General features: G+C 62.6%; 15 protein-coding genes. 5 read left to right on the top strand and 10 right to left on the bottom strand.

Annotated elements, in window-relative coordinates:
* Positions 1-222: 222 nt before the first annotated feature.
* From OGV50_RS10585 to OGV50_RS10575, 3 genes are all read right to left on the bottom strand, one after another.
* Positions 223-975 (bottom strand): SDR family oxidoreductase, encoded by a 753-nt coding sequence (locus OGV50_RS10585; protein WP_023102467.1) that lies wholly within the window; start codon positions 973-975, stop codon positions 223-225.
* A gap of 63 nt (positions 976-1,038) precedes the next feature.
* Positions 1,039-1,494 carry a MarR family winged helix-turn-helix transcriptional regulator gene (locus OGV50_RS10580; protein WP_031633154.1) on the bottom strand — a complete coding sequence of 152 codons (456 nt, stop codon included), beginning with the start codon at positions 1,492-1,494 and terminating at the stop codon, positions 1,039-1,041.
* Positions 1,495-1,539: 45 nt separating this feature from the next.
* Complete coding sequence (locus tag OGV50_RS10575) at positions 1,540-1,965, bottom strand: organic hydroperoxide resistance protein (RefSeq protein ID WP_023102469.1); 426 nt, start codon at positions 1,963-1,965, stop codon at positions 1,540-1,542.
* Positions 1,966-2,128: 163 nt separating this feature from the next.
* Here OGV50_RS10575 and OGV50_RS10570 point away from each other — a divergent pair, with 163 nt between their 5' ends.
* Genes OGV50_RS10570 through OGV50_RS10555 form a run of 4 tightly spaced genes read left to right on the top strand, consistent with a single transcriptional unit; the run spans position 2,129 to position 4,198 of the window.
* Positions 2,129-2,698, top strand: a complete 570-nt coding sequence (locus OGV50_RS10570) for a phosphoadenosine phosphosulfate reductase domain-containing protein (protein WP_199533723.1) — start codon at positions 2,129-2,131, stop codon at positions 2,696-2,698.
* 15 nt (positions 2,699-2,713) lie between these two features.
* Positions 2,714-3,136 carry a DUF3440 domain-containing protein gene (locus OGV50_RS10565; RefSeq protein WP_199533741.1) on the top strand — a complete coding sequence of 141 codons (423 nt, stop codon included), beginning with the start codon at positions 2,714-2,716 and terminating at the stop codon, positions 3,134-3,136.
* Positions 3,133-3,684: a GNAT family protein gene (locus OGV50_RS10560; protein WP_228379834.1), complete on the top strand. Its 552-nt coding sequence runs from the start codon at positions 3,133-3,135 to the stop codon at positions 3,682-3,684. Before OGV50_RS10565 ends, OGV50_RS10560 begins: the two co-directional genes overlap by 4 nt.
* A complete protein-coding gene (locus OGV50_RS10555; RefSeq protein WP_234009660.1) occupies positions 3,575-4,198 on the top strand; it encodes an IbrB-like domain-containing protein in 624 nt (207 codons plus the stop codon). Before OGV50_RS10560 ends, OGV50_RS10555 begins: the two co-directional genes overlap by 110 nt.
* A gap of 27 nt (positions 4,199-4,225) precedes the next feature.
* Here the strand turns inward: OGV50_RS10555 and OGV50_RS10550 are convergent, their stop codons facing one another.
* On the bottom strand, positions 4,226-4,972 hold the full coding sequence (locus OGV50_RS10550) for a DsbA family protein (RefSeq protein WP_023102473.1): 747 nt from the start codon (positions 4,970-4,972) through the stop codon (positions 4,226-4,228).
* 526 nt (positions 4,973-5,498) lie between these two features.
* Here OGV50_RS10550 and OGV50_RS10545 point away from each other — a divergent pair.
* On the top strand, positions 5,499-7,610 hold the full coding sequence (locus tag OGV50_RS10545; protein ID WP_033938205.1) for a putative bifunctional diguanylate cyclase/phosphodiesterase: 2,112 nt from the start codon (positions 5,499-5,501) through the stop codon (positions 7,608-7,610).
* Between the two features lie 39 nt (positions 7,611-7,649).
* Here OGV50_RS10545 and OGV50_RS10540 read toward each other — a convergent pair whose 3' ends face one another.
* The 6 genes from OGV50_RS10540 to OGV50_RS10515 are packed head-to-tail and all read right to left on the bottom strand — an operon-like array spanning position 7,650 to position 14,362.
* Positions 7,650-10,532 carry a conjugative transfer ATPase gene (locus OGV50_RS10540; protein ID WP_033938203.1) on the bottom strand — a complete coding sequence of 961 codons (2,883 nt, stop codon included), beginning with the start codon at positions 10,530-10,532 and terminating at the stop codon, positions 7,650-7,652.
* Positions 10,532-10,966, bottom strand: coding sequence for a TIGR03751 family conjugal transfer lipoprotein (locus OGV50_RS10535; protein WP_023102476.1), 435 nt, complete (start codon positions 10,964-10,966; stop codon positions 10,532-10,534). Before OGV50_RS10535 ends, OGV50_RS10540 begins: the two co-directional genes overlap by 1 nt.
* On the bottom strand, positions 10,947-12,380 hold the full coding sequence (locus OGV50_RS10530) for a TIGR03752 family integrating conjugative element protein (protein ID WP_023102477.1): 1,434 nt from the start codon (positions 12,378-12,380) through the stop codon (positions 10,947-10,949). Before OGV50_RS10530 ends, OGV50_RS10535 begins: the two co-directional genes overlap by 20 nt.
* Positions 12,370-13,275 (bottom strand): TIGR03749 family integrating conjugative element protein, encoded by a 906-nt coding sequence (locus OGV50_RS10525; RefSeq protein ID WP_023102478.1) that lies wholly within the window; start codon positions 13,273-13,275, stop codon positions 12,370-12,372. Before OGV50_RS10525 ends, OGV50_RS10530 begins: the two co-directional genes overlap by 11 nt.
* Entirely contained in the window at positions 13,272-13,964 is a 693-nt protein-coding gene (locus tag OGV50_RS10520; RefSeq protein WP_023102479.1) for a PFL_4703 family integrating conjugative element protein, read from the bottom strand. The genes OGV50_RS10525 and OGV50_RS10520 overlap by 4 nt, the downstream gene beginning before the upstream one ends.
* The gene (locus tag OGV50_RS10515) at positions 13,961-14,362 is read right to left on the bottom strand and encodes a TIGR03750 family conjugal transfer protein (protein ID WP_023102480.1); all 402 of its coding nucleotides are present in this window, start codon (positions 14,360-14,362) and stop codon (positions 13,961-13,963) included. Before OGV50_RS10515 ends, OGV50_RS10520 begins: the two co-directional genes overlap by 4 nt.
* Between the last annotated feature and the right edge of the window lies 1 nt (position 14,363).

The following is a 14,363-nucleotide window of genomic DNA, read 5'->3' as shown; positions in this document are numbered from 1 at the left end:
GCTGTCGCGTCGCCGGGATGCAGCAGCCAATCAATGGCCCGGGCGGGCGGCTTTCTCCCGCATGCCGGCCGTCAAGTTCCTCTGGGCCGACATCAGGGGGCTAATCGCGCAGTGCGCGGTTGCAAAAAAACGGGATCTCCGCAGGCGCGTAGTCGCCTTGCGGCCCCTGCGGCAGCACCGTGAAACGGTGTGCCGCAAGACCTTGTCGTGGCGCCTGCCGGGTCACAGCTCCTGCGCGGTCGGCCGCAGCAGAATTTCGTTGATGTCCACCTCGTCCGGCTGTTCGATGGCATAGGCGATCGCTCGGGCAACGGCGTCCGCTGGAATCTGCGAGGCCTCGTAGAACGCCTGTATCCCCTTGGCGGTCTCCGGATCGGTGGTGTGGAACTTGAGGTCGGTATCGACCGCGCCCGGCGAGATCACCGTGGTGCGGATGTGGCTGCCGACTTCGGCGCGCAAGCCTTCCGACAGCGCGAGCACAGCGAACTTGCTGGCGCTGTAGACCGTCCCCATAGGCGACAGCACCTTGTGCCCGGCCACCGAAGACAGGTTGATGAAGTGGCCGCTGCCTTGCGCCTCGAAGCGCGGCAGCGCCGCAGCGATGCCGTAGAGCACGCCCTTGATGTTGATGTCGATGATGCTTTCCCACTCATCGACCTTGAGCTTGTTCAGTGGCGCCAGCGGCATGGTGCCGGCGTTGTTGATCAGCACGTCGATGCGACCGAACTTTTCGACGCCGGCAGCGACCAGCGCCTCCAGGTCGTCACGGCGGGTCACGTCGGTCTTCACCGCAATAGCCTGACCGCCCGCCGCGACGATGTCTGTGACGATGGTGTCGAGTCGGTCTTGCCGGCGTGCGCCCAGCACCAGTTTGGCGCCCAGCCCAGCGAGATGGCGCGCGGTGGCTTCGCCCAGCCCGCTGCTGCCGCCGGTGATGACCACGACTTGGTCCTGGATGTTGTTGGAAGTACCCATGTTGTGTTCCTTTGGTGTTGAAGAATGAAGTGCAGTGGATCTGCACGGGATGTCCCGGGCGGGTTACTGGCTGGCCAGCACCCGCACCAGCACCTTCACGGCATCGCGCAGACCATCAATGGCTTCCGGTTCGAGGCCTAGTTGCCTGGAGAGCGTCTCCGGGACAGCCAGCGCAGCGTGGCGTAGATCGGCTCCGTGCGGCGTCAGCGTGATCAGGACCCGCCGCTCGTCCTCGGGATCACGATGCCGGCTGACGAATCCGCCTCGATCCATGCGCTTGAGCAACGGCGTCAGCGTCCCGCTGTCCAGATGCAGTTGCTCGCCCAGTTCACCGACACTGATCGGCGAACGCTCCCACAGCACCAGCATGACCAGGTACTGCGAATAGGTCAGACCCAGTGGTGCCAGTACCGGCCGGTAGACCCTGGTGAGCAGGTTTGAGGCGGCATAGATCGGAAAGCAGATCTGACGATCCAACAGTAGCGGGTCGTCTTCCTTGGGGGAGGTAGTTCCGCTCACTCCGCGTTCATCGGCGCACCTGCCTGTCTTCGTCGTCATGGCGTTTCAGCGTGTACGCACCGACAGCGCCACCTCGATGTTGCCGCGTGTGGCATTGGAGTAGGGGCAGACCTTGTGCGCCTCGGCGACGATCGCCTCGGCCTTGGCCTGGTCGACCCCGGCCAGCGTCACCTCCAGCGCCACCGTCAGGGCGAAACCGCCGCTGCCATTGGGCTCCATGCCGACCTGGGCCACCACGTCCACGTCGTTGTCGCGGATTTTCGCGTCCTGGTTGCGAGTGATGTGGATGACCGCGTTGCCGAAGCAAGCGGCATAGCCGGCGGCAAAGAGTTGCTCGGGGTTGGTCGCGCCGCCTTTGCCGCCCAGTGCCGGCGGAAGAGACAATTGCAGGTCGAGCAGGCCGTCCTCGCTGCGGACGGTGCCATTGCGACCGCCGTTGGCGGTGACACGGGTGGAATACAGTGCGCTCATGGTGTTTCTCCTGATGTGGCGGGTTTGCAAAGATTGCCTAAAATTGTATTGTTACCAATTTAATTGTCAATAGTATATCTTCGCGAAGCAGCACTTCGGAGCCATGCGTAGCATCGGCGCCTGCTGAGGTTTCGGACACGGCTAAACTCCCAGAGGAATGCACATGACGGAAGAACTGCGGATCTCACCATTCGACAAGACCTTGACCTGGATCTGCCTGCCGATCAATCTGCGCAATGCTTCCAGCCTGCAGGAGCCCTATTGGTGCGCATGGGAACCGGGGCGTGAGGCGGACTGGATCAGGCCGATGCCAACCCATCCATCCGTCATCAGCGATCCTACGCGGTTCCCTTTCTATCGCCATCGGATGGAGTTCGAGGAATTCGTTCCTGAATTCAACGAGTGGCTCGCAAGGGATGTGCCTACCGCCTTTCTGGTCGGCATCCGGTCCGATGAAGCGCTCAATCGCTTTCTGGCGGTCAAACGCCGTGCCAGGGTGAAGAAGCGCGCCTGGACGCCGCCTGGTACGCATACGCCGGTCCAGTGGAGCGCAAAGGACCAGCCGGACAGCCGCGCCGTTACCTTCTTTCCGATCTACGACTGGCGGTTCGAGGACCTCTGGCGGTACGTCGCAGATCATGGCCATGCCTTCAACCGGCTCTACGATCGCATGCATCTGGCGGACCTGCCGTTTTCGCAAATGCGTATTTGCCAGCCTTACGGAGACGACTAGCGCAAGGGACTCGATCTGTTCCACAAGCTGGAGCCCGAGACCTGGTTCCGCGTCGTGCAGCGTGTCGCCGGCGCGAACTACGCCGCGCGGTACAGCCGCCAGCGTTTCCTCGGCTATCGAGGCGGGATGGGGTTGCCGCCGACTTTCGATACCTGGCGGCAATACTGTGAATTCCTGCTGCGAAGCATGCCGGGGCCGCTGCGTCAGGTCTATCAGCGTCGTATCGGGGTCTTCATCGACTGGTGGGAGAAGCACAACTACCCGCTGTCTTCCTGGCCCGATGCCGGCATTCCTGAGCTGGAAAACCGCAAGGCCCAACCCTCCTGGCGTCGTGTCGCCCTGTCGCTGCTCAAGCAGGACATGGCGCGCTCACTGTCCTTCGGTTTCGCTCGTCAGGACATCGACACGCTGGCGCTGATCGAGGGGCAATCATCATGAAGCCCTTCGCAAAATACGAATTCGCCCAGATACGCTCGGCCGATGGCGAGGCGGCGTTCTTTTCCCATATGGGCTACTTCTTCGCCAGCCCAAGCGTGCGGCGCGAATGCGGAGGCTATCCGCTCAACGATGGGCCGCTGTACCGCTGGTTCATCGTCCGCCGCAAGGGCGAGGCTCGCGTTCTGGGCTTCATCAGCATCGAGCAGCGCTCCGATATCGTGCGCCTGCGCGAAGGCTACCTGCGCGCTGAGGCGCGCGGCCGGGGTTTGTTCGGTGAACTGCGCCGCCAGGTTCTGGAACATGTCGATGGCCTGGGTCTGATCTGCACGGCGCGCGTGCAGCAGGCTGCTGCAAGGTTCCTCGAACCGCACGGATTCAACGTTCAGTCCTCCCGCGGAAGCTGGGTGACTTTGGAGAGACAGAAATATGCCACAAGTAATCAACCTGACGAACCGGGCCGAAGCCCTGTTCACCGAACTGGACAGCCTGCCGCTGGCGAAGCGAGTCGAAGCCATCAACCAGATCCGGCTGCGGCTGCACGAGCATAGCCCGTTCGCCGATGAGCCGGTGGACTGCGTTCAATGGGTCCGGGGCGAACAGGTTGAGGCCAATGACTACAACCCGAATTCCGTCGCGACGCCGGAAATGAAGCTGCTCGAATTGTCGATCGACGCCGATGGCTTCACCCAGCCCATCGTCACGCATCGCGAGCAGGAAGAAAGCCATGTCGTGGTCGATGGTTTCCACCGTCAGAAGATCGGCAAGAAGCAGGGGCCGATCAGGAAACGATTGCACGGCTACCTGCCGGTGGTTTCGATCAGAAGCGGGCGCGCGGCAACGGCAGACCGGATCGCCGCCACCATCCGTCACAACCGCGCTCGCGGTGTCTATTCCGTGCTGCCGATGACCGACATCGTGGTCAGGCTTCTGCAGACAGGATGGACTGAGGGCGATGTGGCCCGCGAGTTGGGCATGGATGATGATGAGGTGTTGCGGTTCAAGCAGGTGTCCGGCCTGCCTGGTCTGTTCAAGGACCATGACTATTCGAAGTCATGGGATTAGATCTCGCTTTTCCTTGAGAGCCGCAAGCTATCTGGGGGCGTTGCCAACGCCGTCGTCGGGTGTCCCGGCATTCTTTCCCTGGCCGGTGTCGCGATCGCTTGATAGCAAATCCAGGGCTGACAACAGTGCGTCGCCTTCGACGGGACCGGGCAGGACAAGTGTATGGCCGCTCTGGTTGTCGCTGAGCTTCAGCGTCGGGGTCGCGGTAACGCCTTCACGCGAACCTTCGTTCGCCTGCGCCTGAATGATTGCCTCGGTGCGTGTGCTGTCCAGGCAGGCCTGGATTTCCGGGGTGAGTGCCGGGTATTGCATGTTTTCAGGTATGCCGGCCCCGTCGCTGCGGGTTTGTTGATAGATCCAGGTAACCGCCTGCCAGAACGCGGCGTGGCCCCCGGCCTCTCCCGCGCATTCGGCCAGCCGGGCTTGTCGTGTTGCGGCGGGCTCGTGCATGGGGAGCGGCAGATGGTGCCATTGCAGGTTCGCCTCCGGATTCCGGTCGACCCATGCCCTGAGCAGCGGGTAGTAGCTCTTGCAGTATGGGCATTCCAGATCGGCATACAGCACCAGCGTAAAGCGCGCGTCGGCCTTGCCGTAACGCCATGGCGGTCCCGCCTGAAAACTTTGCGAGACGGCGTTGCCCGCACCGGTCTTTGCAGGTGAGCCGGATTGGCTCGTCAAATACCAGGTCGCCACAAGCAACAAGGTGAGCGCGAGAGCCATCAGGGGCCCCAGCATGCGGCGAAGGGGAAAACGAGAGAAAAGAGAAGATTGCATGACAGGTTCCTGATCGCCCACCGCAAGGTCGGGTTGCTTCACACCGGTTCGTCACCACAGTCGAACACAACCGTCCCGTTCCTGGTGCAAACAAAGCGAACTTGACCGAACCGGGTTGTTGGTTGGCCCGGTGCGTCTATCTGGTCACGATGCAGAAAGCCGATGTCCAAATGGCTCGGTGCCGCTGTGTCCGGGTCAGGTGCCGGTGCTGTCTGACTGGATTGGGCTGCGATTCAAGTTCGGGCCGAACCCGTCGATATATTTTGAATATCCAGTTCCGGTCATGTGGCCTGGCGGCGCTGAAATCCGACAACGGCGAGGAGGGAAAAACGGCGCTGGGAAGCGCGACCGCATCTTGGGCGGTGTGTGATGAGAATCACCTGTTCTTATTATTATAACACTCAGATGGCTGGAAATGCACTTGGTTGGTGCTCGATCCCTTCTTAAAGTGGGAGACTTTGTAGTGGCATTACGGAATTAGTTGAATTGCCGTGATGAATTAATTTCAAGAAGGGGAATTATTTAGATGCTCCATGGCAGCTATGACAGCCCATTAGTGCTGTTCTCGTTGGCGGTTGCCATATTGGCATCCTATACCACATTGGTTGTTGCAGGCCGTATCGCGACATCTTCCGGGCGTCCCGCCCGATGGTGGTTGGCAGGCGGTGCCTGCACCATGGGGATCGGGATCTGGTCCATGCACTTCATTGGCATGTTGGCCTTCGATCTGCCGATCGATCTCGGCTACGACTTGCTGATCACGCTGTTGTCACTCCTGTTCGCAGTCGCCGCGTCCGCCTTTGCTCTCTGGATCGTCACGCAAGAAACGTTGACCCACCGGCTACTTGCCGCCGGTGCCATTGTTATGGGTGGCGGGGTAGCGGGCATGCATTACACGGGCATGGCGTCCATGCGGATGATGCCTGGCATCGTTTATGACCCGACGCTGCTCGGACTGTCTGTTCTCGTTGCTATTTGCGGGTCTGCAGTGGCGATATGGTGTAAGTTCGTACTGCGCCATCGTTTCGCGAAGGCCACTCTGTTTCGCCTCCTCGCGGCGATCGTCATGGGGCTGGCGATCGCGGGCATGCATTACATCGGCATGGCCGCCGCGAACTTTCCTGCAGGCAGCATTTGCGGCGCGGCGCAAGGCGGTGTGCATGCACACTGGCTCGCCCTGACCATCATTCTCGCGGTGCTGGCCGTACTGGCCATCGCGCTGATCGTCTCGGTGCTCGAGCAGCGCATGGAATCCCGGACGGCATTGCTGGCGAAAGAACTGGCAGAAGCCAATCAGGAGCTGACGTACCTCGCCCTGCACGACAACCTCACGAAGCTCCCCAATCGCGTCCTCCTTGAGGATCGACTGAACCAGGCCATGGAGCGGGCGCGCCGCGAGAAAAGCCGCTTCGCGCTGATGTTCATGGATCTGGACGGCTTCAAGGCGGTCAACGATGCCTACGGTCATCTGCTGGGCGATATGCTCCTTGTCGCGGCTTCCGGACGCATTGTGGAGAACACCCGCGGCAGTGACACCGTTGCGCGCGTCGGCGGTGATGAGTTCGTGGTCCTGGCTCAGGTGGACGAACCAACCGATGCCGGAGTGTTGGCCAGCAAGCTGGTGGCGGCGATCGGAGAACCGTACCTGGTGAAAGGGCATGAGCTTCATGTCTCGACCAGCATCGGCATCGCCATCTATCCGGGCAACGGCGAAAACCAGGACGAACTGCTGAGCAATGCCGATGCGGCGATGTATCACGTGAAGGGGAAAGGTCGCGACGACTACTGCTTCTTCGAGGCGTCGATGACCGCCAATGCGCACGGTCAGGTGCAACTGCTGCAGGACTTGCGTATGGCGCTGAAGCGCAACCAATTGGCTCTCTACTACCAGCCCAAGTTCACCGCGCCCCACGGTCCGATTACCGGCCTGGAGGCGCTGCTGCGCTGGATGCATCCCGCCCATGGCATGCTCGGCCCGGCGAGCTTCATTCCGCTGGCCGAGAAGACAGGTTTGATCGTGCCGATCGGCGAGTGGGTGCTGAACGAGGCATGCCGGCAGATGGCCGCGTGGCGGGATGAAGGACGTGAGGACTGGACTATCGCGGTCAACCTGTCTGCGGTGCAGCTCGCGCATTCGGGTCTGGTGGACGCAGTGCGCGGCGCTCTGGATCGCCATGGGCTGGAACCGCACCGGCTGGTGCTGGAAATCACCGAGTCGACCGCCATGCGTGACGTCGATAGCAGTCAGGCGATCCTTCAGAAGCTGCATGACATCGGCGTCCGCATCTCCATCGACGATTTCGGGACGGGCTATTCCAGCCTGCTGTACCTCAAGCGCTTGCCCGCAACGGAACTCAAGATCGATCGCTGCTTCGTACACGACCTTGCTTGCGGCACAGAGGATGCCGCCATCGTCTCGGCCATCGTCGCCCTGGGACAGACGCTTGATCTTCGGGTCGTAGCCGAAGGCGTGGAGACGGCCGAGCAGCAGGAATTTCTGACCAGCCTCGGCTGCGATACGCTTCAGGGGTATCTACTGGCGTATCCCATGCAGGCGGATGAAGTGATTGCCCTGCCGGATATCGGCAAGGTGTCTGATGACAGGCCCGCGGCACCGGATGAAATGGAACTGGTCTGACCGGCCGTTCCAACGGAAACACGCCGGCCACTTCCCGGTTCACTCCAATGCGTCCAGGGGCAAAGAGTTGATGCCGCGCGCCCGGTCGATTTTTTCCGCGACCTTGAAGGCGGCATCGAGCTCGCTGATGCCGAACTGCTGCATCAGCTGGTAGCGCTCCGCTTTCTCTTCCGGCTCAGTCATGGCAAGCGCCAGGTACAGGCTGGGCGGGACGGCGCGGAACAGCAGTTCCATCGACTTGGACAGGATCACCCCTTCCGTGAACTTGCCTGCCTCCTTCCTGGCTGAGAGCATCAGGGCTTTCTGTGACGGGTTGAGTTCGCGGAAACGGGCGATCTTCTCTACCTCGTCGGGGGGCATGCTGAGGCAGACCCACCATTCAATCATGTTGAGCATGGGCTCGGCCGCTTTCGGCAGGTCGTCGAGGTTCTGTGTAGCTAGCCAGTACCAGGCCCCCAGCTTGCGCCACATTTTGGTGATTTTCACGACATAGGGCGCGAGCAACGGGTTCTTGGTGATGATATGGCCCTCATCTGTCACGTTGATGATGGGGCGGCCGAGAAACTGATCGCGTTCAGCGATGTTGTTGACCGTGTTGATGAGGCTGATGTACGCGATCGAAAGCTGCGCGTTGTAGCCCTCGCGCGCGAACGTCGCCAGGTCGACGATGGTGATGTCCGCTTCCGGCCACGGTGTCCCGGGCCGGTCGAACATCTCGCCATCGATCCCTTGGCAGAACATATCCATGGCATCCGACATTTCCAGTAAGCGCGTGCGGCGGGTTTCAGGCAGCGTGGAATCACGGCCGCGCTCACGCAACGCATCGCGCACGTCGCGGGTCAACACCGTGCGCTTCTCCGACACGCAACGCTGTGCGGCCTCAAGAATGCACTGTCGGATCAGGCTGCGATCGGCCCGCGTCATTCGGGCTTCCTCTTTGTCCTCGCCGCCTGTGATCATGAGCCGCGCAGTGATTTCCAGTTCCCCGAGCACGTCACGCTGTTCGTCGCCTTCCGCCGATTCCTCTTCTGCTGCGTCGTCGTCCAGCGCATCCGCATCGAGCGTCTGCACCTGGCTTGGCGTATCCACCAGTCGCCAGGCATCGGCAAACGGTGCGAGGCTCACGCCAGCGCCGGGCGACAGCTTGACGCGATGCACAGTGAGGCCCAGCCGCGCCGCGAAATCGCCGAACAGGCCGAAGCTGTTGCCTGCTTCCACGATGAACATCCGTGGGCGATAAATCGCGGTGATCTGGTTGAGGATGTTGTTCAGGGTGGCGCTCTTGCCCGAGCCGGTGGGCCCGAACAGGAACAGGTGCGCATTCATCTGCCGATCGAGGCGGTTTAGCGGATCGAAGGTGACGGTGCCACCGCCGCGATTGAAGAAGGTGATGCCGGGATGGCCTGTTCCCTGACTGCGCCCCCAGACCGGGGCCAGATTGGCCGCGTGCTGGGCAAACATCAGTTGCGTGTACCACTGCCGTTTGTCCTTGCCGGGGTCGTAGACGCAAGGAAGCCAGCGCAGGTAGCTGTTGAGCGGGGCAACTTCGTCTTCCTCACGCACGGGCTGCAGGCCCGCATTGAGCAGGACATTGCCGAGCTGAAGGCCGCGCATATCGAGATCGGCCAGGTCGCGGCCGCGCAGGTAGAACGCCAGCGAAGCGCGGTAGAGCTTGTGCGAACTGCCGATCAGACCGCGTGCCTGTTGCACGTCCTTGAGCGCCTGCTCCGATGCCAGGGTTTCGCCGACCGCTTTTTTTGCCAGATGGTTCAGATGGGCTTCGAGAGTGTCCTGCGGCGTGATCACCAGGGTGAGGCACATGGTCGTGTCTTCGGGCATCTGGTCGAACAGGGCATTGATGGCGTCGCCCCCCTTGCGGGTTTCTCCGGTCAGATGGCCGGTTGCCGGCGGCGTGCGCAAACGGTCGAGCACGATGGTTCGATGGGGCATGCCGTCGAAGAACCAGAGGCCGTTCTCGACATCGGATCTCGGCTGGCCGAAAAACAGCCGCTGCGCGAAGTCAGTGCCGCTGGCAAGTTCCAGTTCGCCTTCTTCGGTGTCTTCAGGATAGGAAGCCAGGCGATAGAAGCGCTCGCGGTCTTCGTCTGTCGGACCCAGCAGCGCCGGTCCTGGATTGAACCAGGGCAGCAACCAGGCGTGGATCGCGGCGGCATCGAGGCGGTGCGCCTGCACACCGGCATTGGCGAGGCCGCCAGCCAGGCGTTCGCAGACGACATTCAGCGCCTGCTCGGGGGATTGCCCGCGCCGGGCCGGCGCATTGCCGACGCGCCGATAGACGACCAGCCGGACACGTCGCGTCTGCCCGCGCCAGGGCAAGCGCGTGACCGTGCGGTCCTCGAACAGCCCTCCCTGCCGGGAGACGGCGCGCAGATGGTGGCCGAAGAAACGGAGATAGAACTTCGTGAACTCGCTTTCCCTGGCCCGGGGCTGAAGGTAGTTTTCAAGCGTGGAAAGATAGCGGTTCCAGTCGGCATCATCCTGGGCATACAACTGCACCACCCATGGTGACTCGTCCAGCTCGTCGAAACTGTCCTGCAGCGCGTTTTCCAGCGCGTCCCGGACCTGAGCCAGCCAGGATGCTTCCCGTCCTTCCGTGCCGATCGGCATCAACTCGAAAAATGCCGCGACGGAAACACCGTCCTCCAGAAGCATGCACCTGGATTCCGGCAGATACTCCACCCACGGCAGCAGGTCGGCAAAGGACGGCGAAACGTCGTACAGCGCCTGCTCATCGGCCAGTGTCGCTGGCCTGTGCCTGGCTGTGTCCCGCTTGCCGGGTTCAGGGATTCCGTGTGCCTCCAGTGACGCAAGATAGCGAGCCCAGGCATCCGATGGAGCATCTGGCGAGGAGCCGCTATTGACCTCTGTCGCCGTAGCGCGGCGTTTGAAAAACGGTCCCATCAGTAGTCCTCGGTCCGTTCGCCCGGCATGGCGTATTGCACGCGCTGGTACAGCGGGAAGACAGTGGTGTAGCCGGGAATTGGCACCGGATCGGTGCCCGCGAGATGCGGAAACACGTACAGGGTGAGATCGGGGTTCGGCAGGCGCTGGAACTGCCGGTAGATCTCGTTTTGCGCCGTGCGGGTATAGCTGGCATTGACCGCAGGTGCGGCCTTCACATCGACTTCGGTCAGCGGACGGCGCAGCGATTGTCTGGCGTCGAGCAACTGCCGTGCGGCCTGACCGCCGCGGGCGCTGCCGCCGGTTTCCTCGTTCCAGATGTCCATCATGGTCTGACCATCGTGGGGCAGCAGTTTTTCCTTGCTGGTCGAGCAGCCGCCAAGCGCTACGGCAATGACCAGCACCGCCAGGCCGTTAATCCAGATCCTGTGCATCAGAAGCACCTCCGAGACGATGATCGACCTTGCGCCCCTTCGGGTCGTAATCGATGGTGAGGGGTTGTTCGAGATGAACCGCGACCCTGGCGCCGGGTTTGACGTACACCGCCGCGAACGCCTGGCCATAGAGCTTGTTCACCCACTGCGACATGTCCTGGACGCCACCGGCGAGGATGCGGCCCATCGCTTCGTTGCCGGAAATGCCGACCGTGCCGAGCGAGCCGTTGTTGTTGGCGACTACCGCCACGCTGCCGTTGTCGGATTTGATCAGCGATGCCGCACCTGCCCCGGCAGCGGTGATCAGTGCCTGAGTGCCGAGATACTGCTGGGCATTGCTGCGCCGTTCACCGCTCACGCAGGGAATGCCGTAGGGATCGCTGATCCAGCCGAGGCCGTCCTGCGTGCTGTTGCCGTTGGCGTTGTTGCTCTGCTGGCGGTTGCCGCCACGCTCGCCATCCTCGGGCACCGTGCGGATGGTGCCGTCATGGAACACGAAAGTGACCGAACGGATTTGCCCGCGCACGCAGGAGAGCGTCCAGTCGCCCGACGCCGTTCCGCTGACGACCGCACCGGCGACATCGGGAATATCGATGCCATTGGCGGTAAGGTTGTCCGGACCGATCAGGACCTTGAAGGGGTATGGATCGTTCACGGTCCCGTCGACAGGCACACGCCCGATCAACGCCGTCATCGAAATCGACCCCATCAACGTGGCGTTCGTAGGTACGGTATAGACGGGCTTCGCCGTGGAGACGCCGGTTGCCTTGCTGCCGGCGTCGACGACTGCATCCCTCGTCGTATCCAGCGTTTTCTGTGCCGGGCCGAAACTGGTCGGGAATGTGAAGTTCCCGGCTGTGCCAGGGGTGCGGCTTTTGTCGTCGCTGCGGGCATCTTCCGGCTCGATCCAGCGCACGCCATCGGCTCCGGGGCCGTCACCAGGCTCCAGTCCCAGCCCGACCGGCAGATCGGCATGTCCGCTCTTGTTGCTCAGGTTCTCGAACTGGCGTTGGAGATCCTGCAGCAGACCCTGAGTTTGCTGGCGTTCGCTGGCGACCTGCTCGCGGTCGTTCTTCAACTGATTGCGCTCAGTTTCCAGGGCACTCTGGATACGGCGATCGATGGCGCCCTCGCGTTGGCGCAGGCGCTCGTTCTCCGCTTTCTGGGTCTTGTTGTCGGTGAGCGCGGTTTGCAGTTCGGTACGCAGCTGCCGGACCTGGCCGACCAAGGTCGCCACCGTATCCCGCGGCGTGTCGCCTTCGATGCCAAGCGCCCTGGCTTCTTCCGGCGTGAGCTGTGTTCCGCCATCGCGGCCGGGCTGGCTACCCCCGCCGGAAAACAGCTTCACGCCGACAAAGACCAGCAACAGCGCCATAGGGATCATCAGCCACTTGAGCAGGCCATTACCTTTCATGACGGCCTCCATTCTTGGCGGTCGGTGCCTTCGGCTCCGGCAGGTTCAGCGCCGCGTTGACGGGACTGATCGTTGGCAGCAGCGATTCAGCCAGGCCGTGTCCTTTGGTCACCAGATAAACCACGGACGTGTCATCGGGCGTGCCGGCCGGCCCCAGCGTGTTGTGCTGGAAGGCCCCCGTCACGAAGTCGCCTTGCAGATCGCGTGGGTCGAGAGACAGCCAGCGTTTCGAGGTGTTGGTGAGGCGCACAGCCGTGACCCAAAGGCCATCGAGCCGCCAAGCGGCGAGCGCCCGGGTGCGTACCGGCAGGGTCGGCAACAAGGTATCCAGCGGCAGGTTGCGTTTCAGATTGACGCGCGTGATGCCGGATACCGGTTCGACAGTACGCAGGGGCGCATAGAGGTTCTGGGCGGCATAGCGTGTCAGCACTACGGGCACCGGCGTCTCGCGAGCTGTGCGAGACACCGTATCCTGCGTGTCGTCGTCAGCCGTTGCTGCCGCTGTCAGGTCGCCGTAACGGGTGGGCGCACCCTCGGCCTCGACAATGCGCACGGGCTCCAGCGGTGCCTGACCTGCCGGTGCAGCTTCGGCGGCAATGTCCAGCAGGATCAACGCACCGCTATCGGCGTCCTGCAATTGCAGTCGCGTGGGCTCGATCGGTTCGCTGGCACGCAGGTAGATCGCGCCACCGGCACTCTGGACACGCAGGCGGCCGGCCAGCGATGCCGGGACGCCGACACGGACGTTGCGGTCGATAAAGACGACGCGCTCCCGATCCACATGCAGGGACACAGCCAGCGGCAGTCGCTCCCAGCGCAGGATTTCCAGCGCCTGGACCGCAGTGGGCAGTCCCGCGGTGACCAGGATGCCGAGGAGATAGAGGACGTGTTTCATGGCGTGTCTCCCAATGGGCCGCCGAGGCCGCCGGATGTCGCTCCGGTCGGGGGCACAGGGTCAGGGGTGGTGATGCGCTGCGGCGCGCCGCTGTAGCAGTCGATGGCCAGACCGAACGGGTTGCGTTCCGGATCGACATCCGAGCGCACGACCTTGAGGGGGTAGCGCACCAGCGCCCGCTTGACCTGTTCGGAGCCGTAATATTCATCTGCTGTCACATCCAGCGTGACGATCCAGTCGCGGTCCGAGACGGCCTTGACGCGCAGCGTGGGGTCTTCTCCGTAGCCCCGGCCGGGGATCTCGTAGATACCGCGCACGCGCTGACGCAGCTCGCCGGCCGTGCGGCGATATTCGTAGTCGTGGCGCAGGAAGCTCTGGCAGGATGGCGTGAAGTAAGGCGATAGCACATGGATGTTGCGGGAATAGTCTTCATCGCCATTGACGGGCCAGCGCTGGAGTTGCTGCCAGATATAAAACGAGAACGAATAAACCGACTCTGGCGGCACTTCCCACCATTTCCTGGTGCTGCCCGAGCGCAGGTCCGGCGGCACGTGAATGGTCAGGTCGCGCGGCGCATTCCACCAGCCGATCCCCATGACCAGGGCCACCAGCAGCAAAGCGCCCGCTCCCAGGCGCAGGGTCTTGATATGCGCCTGCAGATGGGTGATCTCGTTCTTGAACCGGCTCATGAGGCGGCCCTCCGCCTGGTTGTCCAGTAGCCCGAACGGGTCACCAGGTCCCGCCCGCCGACGAACTGGGCAATGCCCGGATGCCGTCGTGCGATCCACCATTGGATCTGCCGGTAAAGCCAGGTGTCGGGCCTGCCGCGTTTCTGGCGGCGCAACATGCCGCCGCCGGCAAAGACGCCGGCGGCGATGCCAAGCACGATGGCGGTGGGCGCGATGGCGATCATCGAGAAGATGATCGCCATCGGAATGCCCACCGACAGGCCGGCCGCGCCCGACAGGCCCGCGCACACCCATAGTTCATCGGCCGTGAGGCCGCGAACGACCACGGGATGGCGGTTGAGGCGATGCGGCAGGAACGCTACCGTTCCGTCAGGCCGGACGTCCTGATGCTCAGGCATG

This window comes from Citrobacter sp. CK180 (assembly GCF_030333655.1).
GTDB classification, from domain to species: Bacteria; Pseudomonadota; Gammaproteobacteria; order Enterobacterales; family Enterobacteriaceae; genus Citrobacter_B; species Citrobacter_B koseri.
The sequence above is the reverse complement of the archived record's forward strand: the minus strand, read 5'-3'. Positions and strand labels throughout refer to the sequence as shown.